Source organism: Helicobacter sp. 23-1046, assembly GCF_053654635.1.
Genome location: NZ_JBSIUS010000001.1, coordinates 994,829 through 1,019,704, shown reverse-complemented (window position 1 = coordinate 1,019,704; position 24,876 = coordinate 994,829). Strand labels below are relative to the sequence as shown.

Annotated in this window: 23 protein-coding genes, 2 tRNA genes and 2 pseudogenes; 10 read left to right on the top strand and 17 right to left on the bottom strand. The window is 39.2% G+C overall.

The window, feature by feature from the left end; translation table 11 throughout:
- The first annotated feature begins 533 nt into the window (after positions 1-533).
- Positions 534-1,001 (top strand): ferric iron uptake transcriptional regulator, encoded by a 468-nt coding sequence (gene fur, locus ACWIUJ_RS04940; RefSeq protein WP_454151218.1) that lies wholly within the window; start codon positions 534-536, stop codon positions 999-1,001.
- Between the two features lie 57 nt (positions 1,002-1,058).
- On the opposite strand, the gene ACWIUJ_RS04935 is transcribed toward fur, so the two are convergent.
- The 11 genes and pseudogenes from ACWIUJ_RS04935 to ACWIUJ_RS04885 all read right to left on the bottom strand — a co-directional run.
- Positions 1,059-1,649 carry an RBBP9/YdeN family alpha/beta hydrolase gene (locus ACWIUJ_RS04935; RefSeq protein WP_454169346.1) on the bottom strand — a complete coding sequence of 197 codons (591 nt, stop codon included), beginning with the start codon at positions 1,647-1,649 and terminating at the stop codon, positions 1,059-1,061.
- A gap of 10 nt (positions 1,650-1,659) precedes the next feature.
- Entirely contained in the window at positions 1,660-2,436 is a 777-nt protein-coding gene (locus ACWIUJ_RS04930) for a HugZ family heme oxygenase (protein WP_454169344.1), read from the bottom strand.
- Positions 2,437-2,541: 105 nt separating this feature from the next.
- Positions 2,542-2,865, bottom strand: coding sequence for a DMT family transporter (locus ACWIUJ_RS04925; RefSeq protein WP_454151224.1), 324 nt, complete (start codon positions 2,863-2,865; stop codon positions 2,542-2,544).
- 122 nt (positions 2,866-2,987) lie between these two features.
- Positions 2,988-3,359, bottom strand: a pseudogene (locus tag ACWIUJ_RS04920) (DMT family transporter); the annotation flags it as partial.
- Positions 3,360-3,477: 118 nt separating this feature from the next.
- On the bottom strand, positions 3,478-4,473 hold the full coding sequence (pseB, locus tag ACWIUJ_RS04915) for a UDP-N-acetylglucosamine 4,6-dehydratase (inverting) (RefSeq protein WP_454152027.1): 996 nt from the start codon (positions 4,471-4,473) through the stop codon (positions 3,478-3,480).
- Positions 4,466-6,313, bottom strand: coding sequence for a penicillin-binding protein 2 (gene mrdA, locus ACWIUJ_RS04910; RefSeq protein WP_454151226.1), 1,848 nt, complete (start codon positions 6,311-6,313; stop codon positions 4,466-4,468). The genes pseB and mrdA overlap by 8 nt, the downstream gene beginning before the upstream one ends.
- Positions 6,297-6,758 (bottom strand): hypothetical protein, encoded by a 462-nt coding sequence (locus ACWIUJ_RS04905; protein ID WP_454169342.1) that lies wholly within the window; start codon positions 6,756-6,758, stop codon positions 6,297-6,299. The genes mrdA and ACWIUJ_RS04905 overlap by 17 nt, the downstream gene beginning before the upstream one ends.
- Positions 6,725-7,915 carry a ribosome biogenesis GTP-binding protein YihA/YsxC gene (gene yihA / locus ACWIUJ_RS04900; protein ID WP_454169340.1) on the bottom strand — a complete coding sequence of 397 codons (1,191 nt, stop codon included), beginning with the start codon at positions 7,913-7,915 and terminating at the stop codon, positions 6,725-6,727. The genes ACWIUJ_RS04905 and yihA overlap by 34 nt, the downstream gene beginning before the upstream one ends.
- The gene (gene lptA / locus ACWIUJ_RS04895) at positions 7,912-8,391 is read right to left on the bottom strand and encodes a lipopolysaccharide transport periplasmic protein LptA (protein ID WP_454169338.1); all 480 of its coding nucleotides are present in this window, start codon (positions 8,389-8,391) and stop codon (positions 7,912-7,914) included. Before lptA ends, yihA begins: the two co-directional genes overlap by 4 nt.
- A 3-nt stretch (positions 8,392-8,394) precedes the next feature.
- On the bottom strand, positions 8,395-9,579 hold the full coding sequence (locus tag ACWIUJ_RS04890) for a transglycosylase SLT domain-containing protein (protein ID WP_454169336.1): 1,185 nt from the start codon (positions 9,577-9,579) through the stop codon (positions 8,395-8,397).
- 83 nt (positions 9,580-9,662) lie between these two features.
- Positions 9,663-10,427, bottom strand: a pseudogene (locus ACWIUJ_RS04885) (TatD family hydrolase); the annotation flags it as partial.
- 153 nt (positions 10,428-10,580) lie between these two features.
- Here ACWIUJ_RS04885 and ribE point away from each other — a divergent pair.
- The 5 genes from ribE (at position 10,581) to ACWIUJ_RS04860 (ending at position 14,509) form a co-directional block, all read left to right on the top strand.
- Positions 10,581-11,219: a riboflavin synthase gene (gene ribE, locus ACWIUJ_RS04880; RefSeq protein WP_454169334.1), complete on the top strand. Its 639-nt coding sequence runs from the start codon at positions 10,581-10,583 to the stop codon at positions 11,217-11,219.
- Between the two features lie 33 nt (positions 11,220-11,252).
- Positions 11,253-11,522 (top strand): hypothetical protein, encoded by a 270-nt coding sequence (locus ACWIUJ_RS04875; RefSeq protein WP_454169332.1) that lies wholly within the window; start codon positions 11,253-11,255, stop codon positions 11,520-11,522.
- A gap of 246 nt (positions 11,523-11,768) precedes the next feature.
- The gene (locus tag ACWIUJ_RS04870) at positions 11,769-11,936 is read left to right on the top strand and encodes a dihydroneopterin aldolase (RefSeq protein WP_454151236.1); all 168 of its coding nucleotides are present in this window, start codon (positions 11,769-11,771) and stop codon (positions 11,934-11,936) included.
- A 13-nt stretch (positions 11,937-11,949) separates the two neighbouring features.
- Positions 11,950-13,653, top strand: a complete 1,704-nt coding sequence (locus ACWIUJ_RS04865) for a disulfide bond formation protein B (protein ID WP_454151237.1) — start codon at positions 11,950-11,952, stop codon at positions 13,651-13,653.
- 178 nt (positions 13,654-13,831) lie between these two features.
- Positions 13,832-14,509 (top strand): hypothetical protein, encoded by a 678-nt coding sequence (locus ACWIUJ_RS04860; RefSeq protein WP_454169330.1) that lies wholly within the window; start codon positions 13,832-13,834, stop codon positions 14,507-14,509.
- An 18-nt stretch (positions 14,510-14,527) separates the two neighbouring features.
- Here ACWIUJ_RS04860 and ACWIUJ_RS04855 read toward each other — a convergent pair.
- Positions 14,528-14,603: transfer RNA gene (locus ACWIUJ_RS04855), tRNA-Phe, on the bottom strand.
- 174 nt (positions 14,604-14,777) lie between these two features.
- On the opposite strand from ACWIUJ_RS04855, the gene ACWIUJ_RS04850 reads away from it, so the two are divergent.
- Positions 14,778-16,211, top strand: coding sequence for a hypothetical protein (locus ACWIUJ_RS04850; protein WP_454169328.1), 1,434 nt, complete (start codon positions 14,778-14,780; stop codon positions 16,209-16,211).
- Between the two features lie 30 nt (positions 16,212-16,241).
- Positions 16,242-18,347: a hypothetical protein gene (locus ACWIUJ_RS04845; RefSeq protein WP_454169326.1), complete on the top strand. Its 2,106-nt coding sequence runs from the start codon at positions 16,242-16,244 to the stop codon at positions 18,345-18,347.
- A 2-nt stretch (positions 18,348-18,349) separates the two neighbouring features.
- On the opposite strand, the gene ACWIUJ_RS04840 is transcribed toward ACWIUJ_RS04845, so the two are convergent.
- The 4 genes from ACWIUJ_RS04840 to ACWIUJ_RS04825 all read right to left on the bottom strand — a co-directional run bounded on the left by ACWIUJ_RS04840 (position 18,350) and on the right by ACWIUJ_RS04825 (position 22,190).
- On the bottom strand, positions 18,350-18,988 hold the full coding sequence (locus ACWIUJ_RS04840) for an ABC transporter ATP-binding protein (protein WP_454152028.1): 639 nt from the start codon (positions 18,986-18,988) through the stop codon (positions 18,350-18,352).
- A 15-nt stretch (positions 18,989-19,003) separates the two neighbouring features.
- Positions 19,004-19,468, bottom strand: a complete 465-nt coding sequence (locus tag ACWIUJ_RS04835; RefSeq protein ID WP_454169324.1) for a hypothetical protein — start codon at positions 19,466-19,468, stop codon at positions 19,004-19,006.
- A 24-nt stretch (positions 19,469-19,492) separates the two neighbouring features.
- Complete coding sequence (locus ACWIUJ_RS04830) at positions 19,493-20,740, bottom strand: hypothetical protein (RefSeq protein ID WP_454169322.1); 1,248 nt, start codon at positions 20,738-20,740, stop codon at positions 19,493-19,495.
- Between the two features lie 169 nt (positions 20,741-20,909).
- Positions 20,910-22,190, bottom strand: a complete 1,281-nt coding sequence (locus tag ACWIUJ_RS04825) for a citrate synthase (RefSeq protein ID WP_454151249.1) — start codon at positions 22,188-22,190, stop codon at positions 20,910-20,912.
- 152 nt (positions 22,191-22,342) lie between these two features.
- Here ACWIUJ_RS04825 and ACWIUJ_RS04820 point away from each other — a divergent pair, with 152 nt between their 5' ends.
- Together ACWIUJ_RS04820 and ACWIUJ_RS04815 are read left to right on the top strand one after the other, a co-directional pair.
- A complete protein-coding gene (locus ACWIUJ_RS04820; RefSeq protein WP_454169320.1) occupies positions 22,343-23,509 on the top strand; it encodes a CapA family protein in 1,167 nt (388 codons plus the stop codon).
- Positions 23,502-24,803, top strand: a complete 1,302-nt coding sequence (locus ACWIUJ_RS04815) for a CCA tRNA nucleotidyltransferase (protein ID WP_454169318.1) — start codon at positions 23,502-23,504, stop codon at positions 24,801-24,803. The genes ACWIUJ_RS04820 and ACWIUJ_RS04815 overlap by 8 nt, the downstream gene beginning before the upstream one ends.
- Here the strand turns inward: ACWIUJ_RS04815 and ACWIUJ_RS04810 are convergent.
- A tRNA-Val gene (locus ACWIUJ_RS04810) sits at positions 24,798-24,872 on the bottom strand. The two genes, ACWIUJ_RS04815 and ACWIUJ_RS04810, sit on opposite strands and share 6 nt — an antisense overlap.
- Between the last annotated feature and the right edge of the window lie 4 nt (positions 24,873-24,876).

The following is a 24,876-nucleotide window of genomic DNA, read 5'->3' as shown; positions in this document are numbered from 1 at the left end:
CCACAGGCAAGATAGAATAAAACACACCGCCATCGTGGGCGAAGTGCTTCACACTAAACTCACCAATAGGCAGACAAACATTGCCATCTTGTGCATTCAAATGTGGAATTATAGAATCTAGGTTTGCCATTTTTTGTGCTTGCTCGTTTTTGAAAAAGACTTCACCATTTTTGATACCTACGATGACTTCTTGCTGTGTAAATCCAAAGGCGGCTTCGTAAGATTGAATTTGCGCTTTTAGATTCTCAATCTCTTTGTTTTGTGCATTTGTAGTGCTTGCTTGAGGCTGTGCGTTACTTGAGCTAAAAAATCCCATACTAACTCCTTTAAAGTTATATTTACACTTGGGCTAAGTGTAGCACATTTTTCTTTTGCAATCCATTAAGGCGCTTGTTTTACAGGATATTTTGTTTGCGTTTGATACATTTTTAAGGAAATTTTCACAAATTATGATAAAAAGTCTTTTTATTTTACCTATTTATGATAGTATTTTGAGAATACAAAATCTTAAAGCAAAATTAAAGGAGTCAAAAATGGTTGGCAATTCTCGGTTAGAAACACTCGAATCTATCTTGGATAGATTACGCTCAGACATTAGAAAAAATGGCTTGAAAAACTCTAAGCAACGCGAGGAGATTCTCACAGTGTTGTATAAAAGTGGCACACACTTAAGCCCAGAAGAAATTACTAATAAAATCCGCACACTTGATAAAAACGCGAGCATTTCATCGGTGTATAGAATCTTAAAGTTTTTAGAAGAAAGTGGATTTATCACAGCATTAGAGGCAGACAAAAGTGGCAGACGCTATGAAATCGCCGCAAAGGAGCACCACGACCATATTATTTGTATAGATTGTGGTGATATTATCGAATTTGTGAATCCACAAATTGAGCGCATACAAGTTGAGACTACGGAGCAATTTGGCGCGAAACTTATTAGCCACGATATGCGATTATTTGTGCGTTGTGCTAAATGCAAGGGCTTGCATACAAACAACTAAAGCATTATTATCTTGTGAGGATTTGTATCGCACTCCTTGCAAGGTTTGGTGTGTTTGTTACACAGGCAAGATATTTTGCAGTGTTTGCTTCATCAGTGGGAAGGTGCTAAATCCATCACTCTCCATAAAGTGTCCGCCCTTTTGCACTGCTATAAATTCCGCTTGTATGGCGTTTGCTAAATCTTTGGTTGAATCTAGTGGCACGATTTCATCATCGTACGCCGCGATGACTATGCGTTTGGGGGCTAGGCGGATAATTTTTTCACAATTAAGCGGTGCATTTGTAAAGCTATCAAGCTCGCTTAAATGCGCCAGTGGCTTATAAAAGCCCGATACTAAAACAATGCCACCAAGCGTGATAGAATCTGATACACTCTCAACATAGCGTAAAGAAGCAATACAACCCAGACTATGCCCTATGATAAAGGTATGCTTACTTGGGTTTGGGAGAGTTTTGGCAAGTGTTTGCACCCATTGCGTGGGAGTTGGATTGCTCGGATTTGGCATAGCAGGGATTAGCGTGTCATATCCCAAATCTTTAAGCCAATGTGATAAATCCACAAACCAATGTTTATTAGGGTGTGCATCATAGCCGTGAATGATACACACTTGCTTTTGTTGTGGATTTGATTGTTGTGTTTGTTGCATTAAGAATACTCTATCCTCTAGTGTGTGGATTTTTGACACCTTGATGTGGATTGCCCCCACCTTTGCCACCTAATTGCTTTAATTCACCATTTTGAGAGATTGCAAACGCTCCTCCAAAACCTTTTACAAATCGCCCTTCTTCATAAGTAAGTTTGATTAAATGAAAGTCCAAGAAGTTTCGTATGGTGCTAATGCCACCGCCAGAACCTTGCTTTTTCTCAAATTCATCATACACTCTATCAAATTCTGCTCCCCGCTCTATAAAAGTCGCTTTAGCTCTATATCGCAATCTTTTACGCACAATCACAGAGGCAGCCTTACTTTCATCTTCTAAGAAAAGCACCTCAATGTTGTGTGGATTACCTTTTATGCTTGCGTAATGCTCGGCAGTCTCACTAATGTAAATGTAATCGCCACTTGCAGTTTGGATAATAGGCGCATACGAGCAGAGCACCTCGCCATTTGGATTAAGCGTAGCTAGACATACAGAGCCAAAAGAAGCCTTAAATTCATTAAGCTCGTCTTTAATTTTGCCATAATCGACATTTTTTTTCGCACTCATACAAAGCTCGATAATCACATTAGTGAGGTTTTCTTCATCTGCTTTTGCAGGGAAGTCTATACGCAGATTCTCTCCATTGTTGTAAGTTATATCTAACCCACCTAAATCTACACTTTTTAAGCAGACATCTTTGACTTCACTCACACCCGCGAATTTATTTACCAAATCTACAAGATTGGCTTTATGTTGTTCATTCATATGACTAATGATACTTGCAAAACTCATTGTATCTCCTTTAATTATGATATTAGTATTTATAAATACTAACAAAAGTTTTTTAACTTTGTGATAAATTGCTTGCTTTTTATATTTTGTGTTTAATGTGAGAATCTATCCCAAATCTCCCAAATACTTCAGTCCCACGCTACACGCGATGATAACGCCAATAAGCAAAAGTTTATCAAAACTTTTGCTTTCGTTAAAAAATACGATTCCCACCACTACGCCCCCACAAGCTCCAATCCCTGTCCATATCGCATACGCCACGCCCATCGCAATCTCGCGCATAGCAAGCGATAGGAGGGATAGACTTAGCACAAAAAGTGTGGCAATGCACAAAATATAGATATTTTTGCCACTCATAGCGTAGCGTTTCATAGCGATTACACCAAAAATTTCCATAAGCCCAGCAAGCAAAAGATACGCCCAGCTCATCGCTTCCCTCCCTTGCTTTTTGTAACCAACTTAGAATCTAGCAACGAATCTAGCGCGTTATCAATCTTTAAATCGTTCGCGAGATTCTCGACTATGGCTTCATCTTGCGCTACGCCGTCTTCTTTTTGCGAGACAAATTTTAGCGCAATGACAGCAAAAAGCAACAATGCGATAAGGCTTACTTTTATGAAAGAAAACGGCTTACCAAAGATGAAAATCTCGCCTGCCACCACGCCCGCTGTGCCGATACCGACAAACACGCTATAAGCCACGCTTACTTCAAGCACCTTGCACGCCAAAATCATCGCACCAAATGAAAACGCAATCCCAAGCGCAGTAAGCATATAAAGCAATGGCGTATTAGCGTATTTTAGCCCGCTTACCCAAAAGCACTCCACAATCCCGCCTAAGATAACCAAACCCCACGCAATATTGACAAAATTCACATTGCTTTGCTGTAATTTTCTCACAAACGCACGCCGTTTTATGCGCATTTTTGTAAGATAATTTACCTGCATAGATTCTCTCCTTATTTGTGTTTTGGAGTGGGATTGTAGTAAATATTAGAGTCTAATGTCAATAAAACTACCCTCAAAAAGTTAGGTGAAATTTTTATATTTGATTTTGCAATAAATTGCGCAAATCTTCTTTGCTAAGCCATTTTGTGTTGTGTTGGCTTGAGTATTCAAACTCTTGTTTTAGCATTTTACCTACTAAGCCGTCATTGGTGCGTGTATAGTCGATTGGCTGGTGGAAATGAATGCTTGGCATAAGGGTGTAAAAATCCTCAAACTCCACACAAAGGCGCGAATCATCTTTTGGTATCATCACTTCGTGGAGCTTTTCTCCTGCGCGAATGCCGATAAATTTGAGCGTAGCATTTGGCAAAAGCGCGTGAGCGACATCAACTATTTTCATACTTGGAATCTTTGGCACAAAGATTTCCCCCCCGTGCATTCTATTAAGGCTATCAAGCACGAAATTTACCCCAGAATCTAGCGTGATAAAAAACCTTGTCATTCGCTCATCAGTTATGGGGATTTGTGTTTGCCCAGATTCTATAAGTTGCTTAAAAAATGGAATCACAGAGCCTCTAGAGCCCACGACATTGCCATATCGCACTACGCTAAACTTGCTTTTGTGCGTGCCCTTGAAGTTGTTTGCCGCGATAAAGAGTTTATCTGAGCACAGCTTAGTCGCACCATAGAGATTGATAGGATTTGCCGCTTTGTCTGTGCTTAGTGCGATTATGTGGCTAAGATTATTTTGCAATGCTGCATTTATGACATTGCTCGCACCTTGAATGTTTGTTTTTATGCACTCCATTGGATTATACTCTGCGATTGGGACTTGCTTGAGCGCGGCAGCGTGGATACAAATATCAATGTCATTAAATGCCATTTCTAATCGTTTCTCATCGCGCACATCACCGATAAAAAAGCGCATTCGCTTATCGGTAAAAACTTGTGCCATTTCATATTGCTTCAACTCATCGCGACTATACACTACCACTTTTTTTGGGTTATGCTTAGTGAGAATAGTGTGGATAAATTTTTTACCAAAACTTCCTGTCCCGCCTGTAATAAGGACATTTTTATCATCAATTATGGATTTCATCATTTGCCTCTTTATTGGTAGGTTGTGTGAAATCTTGCGTTTGAGCAGGCTCTTTAAAGTATCCTAAATCATAGAGTTTATTGACAATATCTACCATTATGGGACCACCATTTCCCCCACCGCCACCGTGCTCTACCATTATAGTAATGGCGTATTTTGGGTCTTCATAAGGCACAAATCCCGTAATCCAGCCGTGTGAGCGCGCGAAATATTCCATTTGAGATTCTTTAAGGCGTGTTTGGACATTTTGGGCGATTCCTGTGGTTTGGGCTGTGCCTGTTTTGCACGCGATTTGCGCCTTTGCGCCTCGTGTGCGCCAATACGCCGTCCCACCATCAGGGGAATTACACACTTGATACATTCCTTTTTGTAGCACCCAAAGTCGCTCTTTTTGCACATTTGTAAGGACATCTTTTGTTGAACGCTCTTTTTTTTCGTTATTAAAGCTAAGGGCAAAATGAGGTTGGACGAGATTTCCTGTGGCAAGTAGTGCAGTATAGCGTGTAACTTGCATTGGGGTTACGAGAAAATAGCCTTGTCCGATAGAAGTGTTAATCACATCGCCTCCAGCCCAAGCTTCCCCTCGCATTCGTAGCTTCCATTCTGGTGTTGGGACGACACCACTTTTTTCATTAGGTAAGTCAATGCCCGTTTTTTCACCAAAGCCGAGCTGGTGCATAACTGATGAAATGTTGTTAATGCCTGCTCGCATTGAGAGTTTGTAAAAATACACATCAACAGAGGAGCGAATAGCTTTTAGCATATCCGCACTCCCGTGCCCGCATTTCCAATCGCGAAACTTTCTCCCGCCAAGCTCTATAAAACAAGGTGTGTCAATAATGGTGCTTTCACTCACGCCAGCGTGCTCTAAAAACGCTAACGCCATTCCCATTTTAATCACCGAGCCGGGCGGGTATTGTCCGCTTGTAAGTTTGTTGATAAGTGGCAAATAGGGATTTTCAAGCAAAGCATTCCATTTAGACACACTAATGCCATCGACAAAGTCATTTAAGTCATATTCTGGGTAGCTTCCTGCAGCGAGTAGCTCACCATTTCGCACATCCATTACGATAACTGCGCCTTCTTTGTCTTTAAAGTGAGAATCTATAAGCTCTTGGAGGCGCAAATCAATAGTGAGATAGAGATTATTTTGCGCTAGCCTTGTGCCCTCATCAATGATACTTATTTCTTTATGGAGTGCGTTGATAAGTGTTTTGCGATAGCTTGCATCGCCTTGCAAGAAGTCATTATAAGTAGATTCTATGCCTGATTTGCCGATGACTTTGGTGAAAAATGAAAGTGGATTGTTTTCAATATCTTGTTTGTTTGCTTTGGAGACATAGCCAATGACATGTGAAGCCGAAGTGTTATTAGGATAAAATCGCTTGGAATCTGGTTTGATGAAAACATAGGGGTTTTGTTTAAGAAAGGTATAGTTTTTTTGCATATCGGTGTATGAGATAAAATCCGCAACTTTAATAGAAGTATGGTTGTATGAGGTATTTTGGTCTTTGTAAATGCTTGCCATTTTTTCTGCATCTAAAAATGGCAAGTGGCGAACAATGAAATCGATTTGCTCTTGCATTGTGGCTTGTTTCAATCTTGGGGCTAAAGAGATAGAGAATCCTAGCTCATTGACTGCTAATGGCTCTCCATTCCTATCAAGGATATGTCCGCGCATTGGCATTAGTGTTTCGATTTTGGTGGCATTTTTTTGCGAGAGTTTTTCATAATATTCGTGGTTTATAGTCGTAAGCACAAATAATCTCACCACCACAGCAAAGGCAATGAAACCAAAAAGACCAAGTGCAATTTTAAATCGTATATTCATACACACCTACCAGCACACTTTCAATAGCACAATACAACACCAATATCAATGGGGTAATTTGTGAATCAAAGCCAAAAGAACCATCTAATATAGATAATGCCACAAAAAAACCTACATACGCGCCAGCTACTTGCATTATACGAAGCACTTTGCTCTCGGCAAGATTCTCAAAGATGAAGTTAAACACAAACGCAAGAATAGCAAAAAGTAGCGGTAAAAACCACAGCGCGAAGTCGTTAAACACACCTACGACACTTATAGCTACAAGCACAAGACAAAACCGCCAAAAGTCATCTTGCTCATCATATCGCCTAAATAAATAAAACAGCACGCCAATCAATGGAGGCAAAAACACAAATCGTGAAGTGAGACTCTCATACAAGAAGAGCGCAATAAACAATAGCGCAGTGCCTATAATTTGGCTATTAGAGCTATCTCGTCGCATATTGGAAAATGTTTGCATTTGATACAATCCGCCCATATTTTGTGATTTGGTAATTTTGCTTTGTCTATTATAGCAAATCCTTTGTGTTTAAACAAACTTTCTTTGTAAGTTAGCACTAAAATTTCACGCAATCCTAGCATTTTTCCCTCATTTTTTATGGAATCTATAAGTGCGCTTGCTATGCCAAGATTGCGATAGTTTTCATCGACAATAAGCGATCGGAGCTCTCCTAGTGTGTTTGAGTAAATATAAAGTGAGCAAAAGCCAACAATATCATTGCGTTTGAGGTTTTTATTATTTTGTTGTGTGTCTGCTTGCTTGATTCCCTTTACGCGGATAATGTGATAAGAGCGGATAGCATTTGCTATTTCATCTTCACTTCGCTCTAAGATTACACCCCTTTGCACTTCGCTTTGCACTAATTTACGCATTTGTGGAATATCACTAAGACTTGGTCGCTCGATGCTAAATTGAATCGATGAGGTGGGGGGTGGCGTGTGGGTGCGTGGAGTTTTGGTTGTGAGATGTGAAGTTGGTGTTTGCTCCGTGATGCCTAGCACCTTTTGCCAAATAATTTTTCGTAAAACTTGAGCACTTGTGATTTTAGATTCTATTTTTTTATTGACATTAGTGCTTGTGAGTAAGAATCCTTTGAGTAGCGCAAGCTCCTTTTGATTGAGCTTATCTGCTTTTGTATAAATGGTTAAAATTTCTTGGTCATCTCGCTTGAGTGTGTTTAAAAATGCTAACACTTCATTATCTTGGGCTAAATGCGGGTGTCTGCTATCGCGCAACACGATAAAAAGCTTGATAGAGCTCCTTGCGCGCAAAAATTCTACAATGTTATTTTCCCATTGCTTTTTTACTTCTTTGCTTACCTTAGCATACCCAAAGCCGGGCAAATCAACAAAGCGCAAAGCAAGAGAGAGATTTGGGTTGTCTTGTTCTTTAAATGTCAGGGAAAAAAAATTGATAAGCCGTGTCTTGCCCGGAGTAGAGGAGCTTTTGGCGAGATTTTTCCCTAGCAAAAGATTGAGTAGGCTTGATTTTCCTACATTGCTTCTACCGATGAATGCCACTTCGCTTATATCACTTGGCATTGCTTGTTTGAAATGCTCCGCACTGCTAAGGAATCTCGCTTCGCTAGCAAGTATCATTGTTTATTGTCCTTTTGATTCTCATCAAGCATAAAAATAAGCGTTGTTGGGCGATTATGCGTGCCCTGTGATTGGGCTTGCCCTTTTTTTGTGTTAAATGTAATGTAATCACCTGTAATGGCGTTTTTTTCACCTTTTTCAGTGATTTTGGCGTTGTCATAGAGGCGATATTCATCATTTTGTGTGTCATAGATGATTTTTTGCGCAATGCCATTGACCTCGCGTTCTTGTTGATGTGCGAGAAATCGCACATTGCCTGTGGCTGTGTATTCAATTGGTTTGCGCTTTTTATCCATTTTAATGACAACTTTATCAGCCCACAGCATATCTTCGCCTTTTTTGATAAAAACTTCCCCATTAAGCTCGGCGAGATTGATTATGTTGTTGATAGTGAAATTTTTTGCTTTTATTTCAAGTTTTTCTGCCGCTACGACGCACGAGAGAAGTAGCAAGAATAAATGGCAGATTCTTGCCATTTATTAGCCTTTTGTGGGGACAACTAACTTTTGGTTAATGTTGATAGAAGCATCTTTTAGCCCATTTACACGCTTAATCTCATTGATATTGGTGTTATATTTCCTCGAGATGGAGCTGAGTGTTTCGCCCTTTTTTACTCTATGTATGATATGCACAGATTCTACACTAGGAGAGCTTGGTTTTTGTGCGCTTGCGACTTTTGTTGCACTTTGTGTGTTTTTATCAGTAGGTGCTCCTTTGTATCCTTTGAAGTTTTTGTGGAATCTTGCAAGATTCTCATAAGGGAGATAGACATTGTATTCTTTATCTCTGCCTTGAGGGATTATATTTTTCTTAAAATGTAAATTGTATTTTTTGAGTTCTTTTAGGCTAATCCCAGCACTTCGCGCCACAGCATCAAGCGAAGTCCCACTTCTTAATTTCACCACAGCAAGAGAATCAGTCGCTCCACGATTAAGCAAATATTCCATATCGCTATTACGCAAGAAATCAGCGTCATTAAAGGTTAGGCTCATTGCTACAATTTTGCGGATATAGTTACGCGTTTCTGCGGGAAGATATGCTTTTTCATCATCAAGGAGCGTGCTAAGGCGCATATCCCCGCCAGCTTCCTCAATCGCCCGCTTCACGCGACCATTTCCACAATTATACGCCATAACCGCAAGATACCACTCGCCTGTAAGCTCATAAAGATATTTTAGATAAGAGAGTGCAGCGCGCGTGCTTTTGATGACATCATAGCGTTCATCAATGTTTTTATTTACCTCTAAGCCCATAAATCTCGCAGTGCCCGGCATAAATTGCCAGATTCCAGAGGCTTTTTTGGGGCTTTTTGCGTTGAGTGCGAACTCTGATTCAATCATCGCCACAAACAAAAACTCCTGTGGCAAACCCTCTTGTGCGATAATGCTACGAATGGTTGGAATAAACAAATAGCTATTTTCAAACTTTTTGAAAAAGTAATCAGATTTGGTTTCTATCCTGTCTTTATACTCGCTTTGCTCTGGTAAGAAATCGTATTCTAATCCAAAAGATTGCAAGACTTTCATATTATCATCACTCATAAATGCGTAGTAGTCTCCACCACGCGCATTTGAGAAAATACAAGAGACACTAAGAGTGAAAGTGAAAGCAAGTGCAAATGCACTTTTTAATGGATTTTTTTTGTAAAGATTGTATGTTTTCATACGGCTTGCTCCTTTGATAAATAATGTAGAGAATCTCCATTTGCTTTTATATCATTTTGCAATGACACCAATCGTGGCATTTGATTAAAAAGATTATAAGCATTTATTGTGCTTTGTAAGCAGACTTCAGCAAATGAGATTCCTAAAACTTCTGCGATTTTTTGCGCGATAAGTGGGATATATTGTGGCTCATTGCGCGTGCCTCTATGCGGGTGCGGTGTGAGATATGGTGCATCTGTCTCAAGCAAGATTCTCTCTCTTGGGATAAGAGGGAGAACTTCAAGTAGAGATTTGGCATTCTTAAAAGTGCAAATCCCCCCAATACCATAAAAAAACCGCTCACTTAAGCCAAGTAAAATTTTATCGGCATTGTAGCAATGCAATACGCCACGCACGCCTTTATAAGAATCTAAAATATCAAAAGCATCTTGCGAAGATTCTCGTATATGCACGATAAGTGGTTTGTTAAACTCTAATGCAATCTCTATTTGCGCAACAAAAATATCTTTTTGCTTTTGTTTGATATGTGCGATTTCTTTGTCATTATCGCCTTGTGGTAAGTGGAAGTAATCAAGTCCGCATTCTCCCACAGCGACACATTTTTTGTCATTGATAAACTCCCTTAGCATAGCAATATCAAATGTATCAATATCGCAAGGGTGCGTGCCAACGGCAAAAAATACATTGTCGTATTTATGCGCGATGGCTTTGGCTTTTGGTAGTGTGGCGATGTCTGCGGCGGGGATAATGATTTGTTTCACGCCAGCATTGTGGGCATTTTTTAATACAGATTCTCTATCATCATCATAGTGTGCAAGGTCCAAATGACAATGTGTATCTATCATCAACGCTTGTGTAAATGCCGACATCTCCCCTCCTAATATTTTTGGAATTGCTCCATTCCTAAAGCCACATTATATAAAATATATGCAACAAGTTATGCTAAAATTAAAAAGTTTGAATCTTAGCATAAAAAAATAATTTTTAAGGGAAAAATTATAATGTTTAGCGGACTTATTAGAGAGATGGGCGAAGTGCTTTATTTTAGAGATAATGCCCTAAGAGTAAAATGTGATTATACCCCAAAGATTGGAGATTCTATCGCAGTTAATGGCGTGTGTCTTACTACTATAAGCATAGAGCGTGATGGTTTTGTCGCACAGCTTAGCAAAGAGACGCAAACCACCATTGTATTAGAGAATTTCAAAGCAAAATCACGCGTGCATATCGAGCCTGCGTTACGCGCAGATTCTCGGCTTGATGGACATATCGTGCAGGGGCACATTGATGGTGTGGGCGTGATAGAATCTATCTCCCACCAACAAACCCAAAGCACATTTTTCATCACCACAGCTCAAAGCACGCTTGCGTGTATTTTACCAAAAGGCTCGGTGTGTGTCGATGGTGTGAGTTTGACGATTGGAGAGAAGCAAAAAAATGGTTTTTACCTCACCATTATCCCGCACACACTTAAAAATACGCTCTTTTGTGAATACAAGGTCTCACACAAGGTAAATATCGAAACCGATATGTTTGTGCGTAATGCTTATGGTGTGTTGCGCACATTGCTTAAAGATTCTCCTGATAAGACAAATGGTGCTCTTTGGGAGCAAGTCCATTGCCTTGAAATGCAATACTAAAGCGCGCGATGATAGAATCTAAAAGGCGTGCAAATGAATGATAAAAAAGCACTAAAAGCCCTTTATGGAGCACATAATCATCAAATAGTATCCACGCACGACACAAGTAATGCCCTTTTATCGCAAATCCTCCAAAAAGCACGAGAATTTGACTCGCCACTTTTTGGCAATGTTGTCTTTTTGCAATCCTTGATTGCAATGTATGGAGACAATGAAACAAACAGAGCATTTGCGAATCACAACGCCATTGCAGAAATTATCGAGTGGATTATAGAGACAGAGCATAGCGCGCAGATGAGTTAGATTCTATATTTTATTAGGTAGAACTCTATTTTAAAGAAATACTATCGCCTTGCAAATGCACTAAAACCATTAAAAATAGGTGTTTTTTTTTATAAAATGTAACAAATACAACAAAACATTAACAAAATAGTCATATTTAGCACTTTTATTTTGAAGTTTTGCTATTATAGCTTTGTGTGTAATTAAGTTACAAACAGGGAGGTTTGCTAAATTACCCGAAATTTTGTTTCACAAGGAGGATTTATTATGGAGTTCCTAGAGTATCTCTTGGCATTCATAGCGGTTTTGCTGATTTGGTTTAAACCGCAAAAAGAACGATTGGCGTTTGGCATCATCGCTGGGGTGATTGCCTTTGATGTGGTATTGTGGCTTGTGGCGTCTGCGGCGTCTTGGGTCCCAGGTATTACGCTGTAAGTAGGAGGCTGTTATGAAAGAGTTATTTGATAAACTTCTCACAGAGAAAAATTTCAATATCGTAATGGCAACCGCTGTGCTCCTTATTTTGGTAGTCCCTGTGGGTATGGCAAACCTCTACTTAGGCTTTGTCAAAGGAGAATCTCCTTGCTTGCTCTGCGGGCACGAGCGATTTGGTATGATTATCGTTGGGATTTTAGGGCTATTTATGGTGCGCTATGGCGTGAAAATCAAGTATATGGTAGCGGTGTTCCTCACAGGCTTTTGGTTTTTATTTGAGGGCTTGCGACATATCGGTAACCACGCAGGACGCGATATAGGACAGGGCTTTGGCGAGGCTATGTTTGGCTTGCATACTTACACTTGGGCGTTTGTGGTGTATTGGGTAGTGATTTTGGCTATGGCTGTGATGATGCTCTTTATCCGCAAAGACAACGCACTTGGCAAAGAGCTTCTAGATTCTGAAATTAAGATTAAAGAATTTAGCCAATATGGCAAAGCAGTGTATGCGCTTTCTGTGTTTATCGTATTTACTAATGTCGTGCAGTTTTTTATCACCAATGGACCACCTCCATTTGGCGGACGGGGCGCACCTGCAGCTACTCGATTTACTTGGGATATTGGTTTGGCTTCTAAGTTTTGGGACCCTGTGCATTGGCACGAGAATTTCCGCCCGGGCAAGCTAAGCCTACTTGGTGGCAATCAAGGACCTAAGCCGTGGATTCCGGGAGCAAACGAAAATGAGGACTCAAACTATCCGTTTGATACCAATCCTGCTAATTCTCCGATTCTTAGTCAAAATCAAACACCACTTTCTGTGGTAGGCACAAAAGAGATTGGCATAATCCCTGAAAACTTCGCGGGCAAAAAAGGCTATGTCGGTGGTTTGGCGTATGATAAGAAAAACAACGAATTTGCCGTTGTCGGCACAGGTGGCTCTGTGTATTTCACTGATGATAATTTCAGCGAATATAAAGAGTTTGCCGCTATCGACCAGCCAAACGGAACAGATGTCCCTATCACCGTTGATGCGACTTTTTATGCACCGGGCAAACTCGTAGCCACTGCGTATAACAAAGCGATTTGGGGCGTAGAGCGCGTGGAAAGCCTAGATGAGACAGATAAACTAATCCAATGGGAGTTTTTGCCTCGTGTAGAGGGGAATTTGCTTCCAGCGTTTGGTAAGAAAAATGAACTGCTCTACAAAAATACCAAAGGCGCGAGAATCAACATTGGCACAACAAGAGCGAAGAAAAACTATATCTTAAGCCTTGCTAAAGACCCAGATTCTCGATATGCGTATATGGTGACAGTGGCTGCCAAAAAAGCTCCAAATGTTGTGTTGCTAAAATATGACACCAAAGACAACACAATCAGCGAGGAAACAATTTTGGAATTTGGCAAAGGCTTAGAGCTAAAAGAGGGCGCGAAAGTGAGCAACTTCTACATTACAGGTGCAGACATTGTAAATGGCAAAATGCTTGCCGTGTCTAAAAACTACAATGCACTGCTTGTAATCGACCTCGCTAGCAAGAGCATTACCGATGCTTATACACTCCCAAGCGTGGGTGATATAGGCGACATAGCTATCAAAGGCGATGAGCTCTACCTCCTCACACGCGAGGGCGGAGCAGACAAAGTCGCTGTGGTGGCAAATCCTTTAGTAAAAGCTCCTGTGAGAGCTCCTGTCGCAGAGGCAGAGCCAGCAGCGCAATAAGGTTTTAGTAATCACACTACCAAGAATCTTGCTTATAGCAATTCTTGGGGTGTGATATATTGCAAACGCATTAAAAATTCTTTAACCTTTGTATTCTCCACTCTACAAACACTTTAAATTACGCTACAATTCTAAAAATCCTTAATAATGACAGAATCAATCCCTAAAAGGAGTGCTTATGCGCGCGTGGTTTCGTGTGTATTTGTGGTGTATTAGCTTAAGTATTGGGCTGTATGGTGTCTCTAGTGATACTCTCACTCCCCTCACTCCAAGCCACACACTTAAAAACATTGATATAAAACAAGATATACAAGAGGACCAAATGCAACCACAAGAGGGAATCGATGTCAAACTTGATACTTACTCACAAGATGGATATTCTGCTTTAGAACTCAACAATAAATCATTTAAAGAAAATGAAATTGAGGCAGCCCTATGGCGCGCAGGCGTAGGATATAGGGCATATTACAGGTTTCGTCCTGCAAAAGATGTCCTTATCAATTTTCACTTTGGGACAAGTATTGAAATTACGCAAAACCGACTTGGAGGGAAAACAAAAACTTACAATGACGAAATGTTTAATGAAGAGCACGCGTATGATTGGGGGGTTAGAGTAATGCAAAGCGGAAGCGTGAGTAACATTGGCATTACTATAAGTATCGCTGGCAAGCATAATATACAAATCACTATTCGCCAACTTTTCCTTGATAATGCAGCATTGCTTAAACGATATGCTTCAGGCTCATCTCTTGTGAATGGTATCCCGTGGGTAAGTGCGCAAAACCAGCTTACTAGCGCGACAAATGCACTTTTTAATAATACACAGATTCTGGCAAGTTATAGTTTGTATTTCTAAGATGAGGAATGTAAGAGATGGTGGCTCGAGGCGGAATCGAACCACCGACACGAGGATTTTCAGTCCTCTGCTCTACCGACTGAGCTATCGAGCCATTTTTATTGAGTTTAAAACTTGGGATTATACAAGGTTTATGGTTAAAGATTCCTTAAAACATTACCAAATATCATAGATATTTGCAAATCTTTGGAAATTTTTTATGAAATTTTAGGTGTTAAGAAAAATGTTTTATAATGCTTGGCTTTATTTTTTATGAATTAGGAAATCTATGATGGTGAAACAAAAGATTATCGTTATGGGTGGAGGACTTTTAGTCGGGCTGTTTATAGCCTCACTTTTTTTAGGAAGTTACTTCAACAAAGTAGCGTATAACCAATATAGTTTAAAAGTTAAGGATTATGCCCTTGAGGCACTTAAATGGAGTGTAAAGCAAAATACCTTTATTGATGGATTATTAGAAGTCCTTGATGAGGATATGTTTGTCAAAGAGGGAATCGAGCGACAAGATTATATGGCATTTATGGATAAAAAGATTGAAGAATCGTTCCAACATATAAATATCGAGATTCTACCTTATGAATGGGGGATTTTAAGCTCTAAAGCAAGGCTTATCATCACTAATACGCAATCCAGCGAATTTGGCGAGATTATCGCAGATATTGAGTTTTCAAACATACTTTTTCTAAGCAAACGCGCAGAGGTTACCCTAAGGAGCACATATATCGCCAATCACAATGAGCTTAAAGAATTTTTCCCAAGCGGAGAGTTTAGCAAACTTAGCCTATATAGATTCTTAGGTGATTTGGAAATGTGCTTTAGGATAGCGCAGATACATCAGCAAAGCCAAAGCCAAGAACTCAACCTTAATGGCTTAGAAGTCGGTGTAAAAATCGACACTACAAATCATCAAATCCTCCAAACATTTGTGAATCTTCCGCTCTATAAAAGACAAAAATACAGTGCAAACAACGACATTGTGCAATCGTATGAGTTAAAAAATCTCACGATACAAAGCGACTATACTAATAATCCACTCTCAACGCAACGACTGCTTAATAGCGATTTTTTAAGTTTTTTAAATGGTATTGTAAATAACATTAACATACAATTCAAATCTTTGGTATGGCAGGATTCTAAAACGCATCTTGTGCTTAATAACGCAAATTTAGAGATTCCCATTATCGCCCACGATAACAATTTAGAAGCAAATGGTGTGTTGCGACTTAAAAAGTTAAGCAACATTGATGATAAACGCAATATATTCCTTAGCCAAGATGTCAAAAATTTGGAGTTGCATTTTAGCCTTAAAAACATCTCTACAAGCATTGCAGATGATTTTTTTGATGTCCTCTTTATCCCAGAAATGCTTCATCAATACTATGCTCTCGTGTTTGTAGAAAAGGTTTTTTCAGGCAACCCAGAAATTGCCATTTATGATAGCTCGTTATTATTGAATGATAAAAAGTTACGATTTAGCTATAATAAAACCTATGAGAATCAAAAAAGCCTTGAGCATTTTAGAATCTCTAGCCAATATTCTGCAGATGAGCTTTTTAATGGATATGATGAACTCATTGAGACAAAAGATTTCAAAAAGCGTTTTATCAAAGACAAAGAGAGTAAGGAATTTGTCTATGATTATAAAAGCGTTGAGGAAAATGGCAGGAAAACCGTGCTCATCAATGATGAACGCGTGAAATAACTCTATTTTAATTTATTAAGGATTTGTAAAATGGCAAAAAAATATTTGTTATGGTTTTTGGGGATTTTTGGTGGTTTGTTTGCATTGCTTTTTATTATGCTCTTTACGCCCATTGGTAATGGAATCTTAAAGCCCATTATTCAATCGCAAATTAACAAAAACACTCCAATAGCACTTGATTTAGAGACTTTTGAGTTGCGTGTATCGCGTGTGGCTGTGGAGATTAGACATAAAGATTCTATTGTGATTGAGATTAAGGGGGATTTTTCGCTTTTTACCCAAAGTTTTGATATTGCGCTTAATGTCGATGCAAAGGATATTGCTGTTTTTGGTGAATTGGTGGATACACCATTGCAAGGTGGATTCGTGCTTAATGCTAATGCAAAGGGAGATATGAGTAATGTGGAAATCACACTAAATAGCGACATTGCTAAATCAGCCACAAGTGTCAATGCCATCCTTAAGGATTTATCAAGCCTTCAAAGCCTTAAAGTCGTCATTAAGGATTTGCAGCTTGATGAGATTCTCGCAATGTTGGGCAAAAAGCCCTATATTGGTGGTGCGCTTTCGCTTGTCGCTGATGTGAGTGGCACGGATAACTTTGAGTTTAGTGGTGAGGCACATTTAGACATTAAGGGGGGGAATTTCTCACAAAGTGCGATAAAAAAGGATTTTGAGATTGAGATACCAAAGGCAGATTTTACTACCAATCTTCAAGTTGATTTTCAAAAGGATAGTATCGCGCATACTTTTGTCTTTGATTCTACCATAGGCGTGATACAATCAGATGGCACGACAAAGATAGATGAGCTATCAACTACAAGTGCTTATAAACTCAATTTTTCTGAGCTCTCGCCCTTTAGTCCATTAGTTGGGAGCAAGGTGCGTGGAGCATTTATCACTTCTGGTGAAGTGAAGGGCAAGGTGCAAGAGAATCTTGTCGTTGATGGAAGTGCTGGGATTGGGTTTTCTAACGCCAAAAACATTGACCAATCTTTGCGTTATGTGCTAAATCTTGTGAATCTTGCACCCGATAGCGCGACTTTGGAGGTAAAAAAGCTAAGTCTTGATAGGGCACTTTGGATGATATACCAGCCTCAATATGTTGATGCGGATTTAGATGCTAAGGTTGCTGTAAGTGATTTGTCTAAAAAACTTAATGCCAATGTAGTCGCTAATATCAAGGGTAAAACCAAGCAAGAAGCGATAAAAAAAGAATTTGATATGGATATGCCAGAGACGCCTTTTACTTTTGATGCAGATGCAGATATTAAAAAACTTGTGGGCGTAGCAAATGCAAAGTTTAGCTCGCCTATTGCTCTTTTTGAGGCAAAAAAAATCGCCCTAAATTTAGAAAATTTTGCCATCGAGAGTCCTTATAGCATAAATCTCCCTGATTTAACCAAGCTAAAATTTGCCACAGGAATGAAACTTTATGGCGACATCAAAGCAAATGGAAACTTCAAAAAGGCTGAGAGTTTGTATGTAGATTTTAACACAAAGAGTTTGGGCGGAGTTATTAGTGGGAAACTTGATGATTCCAAAATAGAGGCGAAACTTGATTCTGTAAATGCGCTTAATTTCCTCAAAATGTTAGGCTTAAAGCAATCTTTTAGCTCTATGCTTTTTGGGAGCTTTCATTATGATACCAACACTTCTAAGGGCAAGATAAGCACAACAAGCAAAGAGGGCAAAATTTTAGAGAATGATTTAACAAAAACCCTTAAACAATACTTGAAATTTGATTTAGCAGGTGAAGTGTATAATGATATTTCTCTTAATGCAGACATTAACCAAGCACTTATCAATTCAAATTTTTCGCTTCAATCGCGTGATACAAAAATTAGCTCACAAAAGACAAATTTAAATTTAGATAATCAAAGCATTGATTCTAAGATTTCTTTACAAGTCAAAGATAGCAAGGTCGATGTGTATCTCACTAATGACATTTCAAGTCCTACAATGCGCCTTGATGCGAAAGATTTGCTTATTGATACTGCAAAAAAGGCCATCAACAAAGAAGTTGATAAGTTTTTAGAAAGTGAGCAGGGCAAAAAGGCTCAACAAGCTATCGATAAAGCGGCAAAAGACATTCAAAAAGAGGGAGATAAACTCTTAAAACAGCTTTTTAGATAATGCTAAAATGCGCTTAAAGTGGCATTGCTGAGTAAATATCGTTTTTGGCACATTTGTGCTATGCTCCCATCGTGTGTAGCAAGCACTAGTGCCGCCCCCATTTTTTCTATGTATTCAAATAATGCTTGCATTACATTTTTTGCTGTGTGGGAATCAAGATTTCCCGTTGGCTCATCGGCAAAGATTACTAATGGCTTTTTGGTGAGCACACGCGCGATTGAAAGTCGTTGTTGCTGTCCGCCGCTTAGCTGTCCGATTTGTTGTTTTAGTGTATGAGCGATTTCAAATCGCTCTAAAAGATTCATATCGATTTTTTCTTCACTAAGAATGCTTGCGACTTGAAGATTCTCTAGTGCGCTAAATCCGCGAAAGAGGTAGTGGCTCTGAAAAATAATGCCAACTTCATAGCGTCTAATGGCGAGCAAATCACTTGGCTTTAATGAGTAAATATTGGTGTGTTTTGCAATATCGACTTCACCTTTTTTGGGTTGTAGCATTGTGGAGAGATTGTTTAATATGGTGCTTTTCCCACTCCCACTTACGCCCATAATCGCCATACTCTCTCCAGATTCCAAACTGAAGTGCAAATCCTCATAAAGCACATTTTCAAAACGATGACTAATACCTCGTGCGCGTAGCAATTCCATTAGTATGCCTTAAATGCTGTATTTTTCTTGGAAAGATAAAAGCCGTTCGCCCTCAGCATTAAGCGTGTATTGTTCATCAAATCGTTCTTTTAAAATCACTTCTAAGGAATCAAGCAAATGTTGCTCATTAGGAGAGTGAAAAATATCTATAATCACGCCATAAAGCTGGATATTTTGCAATAAAATATCAAAAAGTCGCCCCCTATCTTGCAAGTAGAGATTCTCATCTTCTTGGTATTGGCTTATGCGCAGTGAGATTCTGCTAAGTAGCTTTGGCACGATGTATGTATTGTTTAGATGTCTTTGCAACGCATTACTCGCACGCTCTAAAAGCTCATCAATCCGAGCCTTATCCATATAAATCACACAGGGCAAGATAGCAATGAGCCTATTGATATTTGCGCCTAAAGAGCGCGTTTCCCACTTGATAAAGAATCTATCAATAAGACCTATTTTGTGTATGGGGGATTTCATTGCTATAATGTCTCTTTTGAAGTATTAAATTTTTATCATTACCGCGAAATTAAAAAAAGTGCCCGCGTAATCTTGCTTATTCCATAGGCTAATTGCACCGACATTAAGGACAAAGTTTAAATCGCGTGGATTTATCATTACGCCAGCTTTGAGAAAGGGATATTGAGATTGCACTTCCACTTCTTTGTAAGGATTAGAGCTTGTTGTATAGCTTGTATCAATGTCAAAAAGCGCGCCACCACCGATATATAAGAATTTTAAAAAGTTGATATTGAGCTCTCCGCCGATTCTTGTGCCTATTAGTGTGATAGTGCTATTGTCTTTTCCTTTTCTTTCCTTAATCTCTGGGATAAACACTTCGGCGTTTTTAGATTTGCTAGAGAATTGCATTCCCCCTACATTAAGGAGGGCATTTATGTTAAGCGATATATGCTCAAAGTCAATCATCGTGCCAACTTTAAGTGTGCTTAGAATATTGGCATTTTCGATACTATGTTTTACTTTATGAGATTCAAAAATGCTTAAATCCATTCCCATCACCAAGTGCACTTCAATATCATCATCGTCATCATCAAATGGAATAGCAGAGAATTCTTCTTTTTGCTGAGATTCTTTAAGATCAAGGTTTTTGTTTTCTTGTAGCACGATAATTTGTTTAGAATCTTGGTCGCTTATTTTTGAGATAACATAATCAAAATCCCACTCTAAAGTGCCTTCCTTTAAATCCACAACACTCCACGAAAATGTGTAATCAATGCGTTTTTTGTTATCTGGGAGTTTGGAAATCTTTTGATGAATTTTTCCACTTAGTGAATAATTTGGTGCGATAAGCCCACCCTTTTTTACTATGCTTTCTTGGCTAAATTCTCCATCTTCGCGCAAATTTCGCACTTTGTCAATCGCTATATCTTTTTTACCAGATTCCCAAGAGATTGCATTGGTAATGTCGATTTTTTTGCCATTTTTGCTTTTGCGAATCTCGCGCATCAGTTGGCGGGCGATGATTTCTGTGTCAATATCTTCTTTGGTTTTATTTTCAATATGTGAGAGAGCAAAGACTTTCCGCTCTTTGTTAGATTGAAAGTTTTTATTTGTGTTTAAAAACTCTTGCTCGAAATGTTGTGCTGCTTTTTGTATGGCAAGCTCGACATCGTGGTTATCAATTCCCTCACTTACATAATCCACAGAATTTTTGATATACCCAACACTCTTTGCGCATACACAAGAGCTTAGCAGGATAGCAATAAGACTTAAACATCGCAAGAAATTCATTTTAGCAACCTAAATTATGAATAAAAATTAAAGTCTATAATATATCAAAAAAATATCAAAAAAACAAAGACTTTTTGTAATTTTTATACATTAAAGCAAAATAAATTGATGTATTTTGAAGTTTTTGCCTAAAGCGTGTAAATCCGCTTAGAGCGGATTTACATAGAATCTATTTGCCAAGATAGAGCTGTCTTGGGCGAGTGATTCTCGCGCCTGATTTGATATGCTCGATAACTTGCGCACACCAACCCGGCATTCTCCCAATAACAAAAATAGGCGTGAAGAGTGATACAGGGATTTTAAGCGCGCTTAAAATAATCCCGCTGTAAAAATCCACATTTGGATATAACCCTCTTTGTTTGAAATAATCATCACTTAGCGCGACTTCTTCGAGTTTTTCAGCTATATCACTTAAGCGAGAATCCATTTTGATTCCCTTTTTGTCAAATTGATTTTTGAGTGCTTTGATAGTTTTTGCACGCGGGTCATAGCTTTTATACACGCGATGTCCAAAGCCCATAAGTCTAAATGGGTCGTTTTTGTCCTTTGCTTTTTCGACAAATTTTGCGACATTTTTCACATCACCGATTTCATTAAGTTGGACAAGCACTTTTTCATTCGCTCCACCGTGTGCTGCACCCCAAAGTGCATTGATTCCTGCTGAAATTGCCGCATAGGGGTGTGCGCCTGTCGAGGCGACATTGCGCACGGTTGTTGTGGAGGCGTTTTGTCCGTGGTCGGCGTGCAGGGTAAAGATTTTATCCATTGCTTCGACTTCTAGTGGAGTGATTTCTTGCTCGCCTTTTAGCGTGTGTTTTTGCCTATTGTGCGGATATGCACGAAGCATATATAAGAAGTTCTCTACATACGACCTGCTTATGTCAGGATAGATAAATGGTGCGCCAACGGAATTGCGATAAGAAAATGCTACAAGTGTGGGAATCTTAGCAATAATGCGTCGTGCCATTGTTTGATAGTCATTTTCTTCTTCCATATCTTTGTATTCAAAGTGAAATGTCGATAAAGCCGCGACAGCCGAGCTTAGATTCGCCATTGGGTGTGCGCTGTCTGGGAACGCATTGAAAATATTGATAAGCCCCTCGTGTAAAAAACTTCTATGACGCAATTCTAAGTCAAACTCTTGTGATTCTTCTTTGTTTTTTGGTAAAGAATCAGTGATAAGAAGTTTGCACACATCAGTAAAGCTGTATTTCTCTACGACCTCTTCAATAGGCATTCCTTTGTATAATAACACTCCATTTTGCCCATCAATGTAGCTAATCGTGCTTTTACAGCCCGCAGTGCTACCATATCCGGGGTCATAGCTAAAGATATTTGTTCGCTCAAAGAGCTTAGAAAAATCTACCGCCTTAGGTCCGCGTTTGCATTCGATAATGTCAAACTCAAAGCTTTGTCCTGTTTCATTGTTTGTCAGAGTTACTGTTGCCATTTGGCACCTCCCTAGTTGTGATAGTATTTTTCTAGTTTTGCATATTTTTCTAAATACAAAGTCAAATAAAATTTAACTATTTTATAAAATGAGTAGAATCGTAAAGGTTTTGCTATAATTATGGCAATTTTTGAAAATTAAAGGAGTGTGTTTTGCGTGTAATTTTTACAATATTACTTTGTGTGAGTATATCTTGCAGTGTTTTGTTTGCGAAGAGTTCTAAGGAGCAAATTTCACAGCTTGAGATTGTGATGGTTGGCGATGCTTTATTGCATAAGAGTGTTTATGATGATGCGGCAAGGAACGCTCAAAACAAACAAGCACAACAAGAAGATTCTCATATTTCACGAGCTCTGGCGTTTGATTTTTACACAATGCTTGAGTATGTCAAGCCACTTTTGGAGAAAAACCATTTGAGATTTTATAATCAAGAGACTATTTTGGGTGGGGTTGCGCTTGGGCTTAGCACTTATCCAGCATTCAATTCACCGCAAGAATTTGGCGATGAAATGCTCAATCTTGGCTTTAATTTAGTCTCGCTTGCAAATAATCATACACTTGATAAGGGCGAAAAAGGAGTTTTGGCAATGCTCAAATATTGGCGTGAAAAAGAATCCAAAGATTCCAAACTTCTTACTGCTGGGAGTTATGAGAGTTTAGAGGCACGAGAGAAACCACGAATTATGGAATCTAACGGGATAACTTACACAATGCTCGCTTATACCTATGGCACAAATGGTATCCCATTGCCTAAAGGCAAAGAATATCTCGTCAATGTCTATACTAAGGAAATGATACGACAAGACATTGCCAAAGTGCGTGATCTTGTGGATTTTTTGATTGTTTCTATCCATTGGGGTGTGGAGTATCAATTTACCCCAAATGCTGAACAAAAAGAGTTTGCAAAGTTTTTGGCACAAAATGGTGTAGATTTAGTCATCGGTAATCACCCTCACGCTATCCAGCCAATCGATATTATTGATAATACTTTAGTGCTTTATTCACTTGGGAATTTCATTTCAGGGCAAAAGGGCTTGCAAAAGCAAATTGGTGCGCTTGTGAGTGTGAGTGTGCGTAAGAATCCTAAGGCGCATTCCAAACAAGCTGGTGGATTTACCCCAAAAGTGCGACTTGGTAATCTACGCGCAGATTTAATCTACACGCATTCTACTCAAAGCAAGGGTTTCAAACTCTACCCATTTACCCTTTTAGCAAGGCTAGAGCAGAGAGAAAAAATCCTACCAAATTTTGAGAAAGTCAAACAGGAATATCGTAATATTTTGAGTAAAAATGGCATAAAAATCCAATTTTATGAATAGTGTTACTCGTATTTCTCGCCCTTATTTTTTACACATTCCCCACACACTAAGGAGCATTATTGCCACATTACAATCAAATGGTTTTAGTGCGTATGTAGTAGGGGGGTGCGTGCGTGATGGATTACTTGGTAGGGCAATCAAAGACTATGACATCGCCACTTCCGCCACGCCACAGCAGATTCTAGAGATTTTTGCACACAGCACATTTTCGCCACTTCCCATTGGGATTAAGTTTGGCACGATTGCACTTTATCATAAGCAAAGCAAGCAACAATATGAAGTTACGACATTTCGCACTGATGGCGTATATAATGACAATAGGAAGCCAGATAGCGTGCGTTTTATAGATGATTTGGAGCGGGATTTGTTGCGCCGTGATTTTAGTATTAACGCCCTTGCTTGCGAAGTGAATGACAAAGATTGTTGTATTATTGATTATGTTGGTGGGCTAAAGGATTTAAAAAAGCGTAAAATCGCGTGTGTGGGGAATCCAGATATAAGATTTTGCGAAGATTCTCTTAGAATCTTGCGAGCTTTGCGCTTTAGCGCGACCTTAGGATTTGAAATTGCCAAACGCACTCACAATGCCATAATGCGTAATATGGAGCTTTTAAGCAATCTCTCCGCGCAACGCATCGCGAGTGAGTTAGATAAAATGCTTGTGGGGAGGAATTTTGTGCCCGTATTTAAGAAATATAGTGATATTTTTGTGTATATTTTTACACAATATTGCCAGAGTGGAGCGATTAAAAATGATAGCATAAAGACCATTTGCAAGGATTTATCGCGTTTTAATGGGCTAAAACAAGACATACTTTTGTCCGCTAGGTGGGCGTGCGTGTTGGCATTGATAGAGCGACACCAAAGCGGCAGGGCAGGGCAAGTGCTAGAGAATCTTAAATATTCTAATGCGTTTATAAAGAAACTCACATTGTTTGTGCGATTTTACGAGGTGGATTTAGGCATAAAAAAGCAAAGCAAACTGCGCATTGCTCTTAAGCAGATTCTGCGGGAAATGGGTGATAAGGCGGGAAGGGAGTTTATCACCATAAAAATGTGTCTAATGAAAAAAAAGCACGCTATTGGCGTTAAAACTGCCCTTAGTGTCGCATTAAAGGAATGTTTTAGCTTACAAGGGCTTTGTATCAATGGCGATGATTTACGCACACTTGGGCTAAATGGTAAGCAAATTGGCGAGGTGTTAGAAATATTGCTCCAAGAAGTCATTTGTGGGAAATGTGCGAACAAAAGGGATATTTTGCTACTAAGGGCAAAAAAGTTACAAAAATGGTGAACACGACTGGATTTGAACCAGCGACCCCTACCATGTCAAGGTAGTGCTCTACCACTGAGCTACGCGTTCAAGT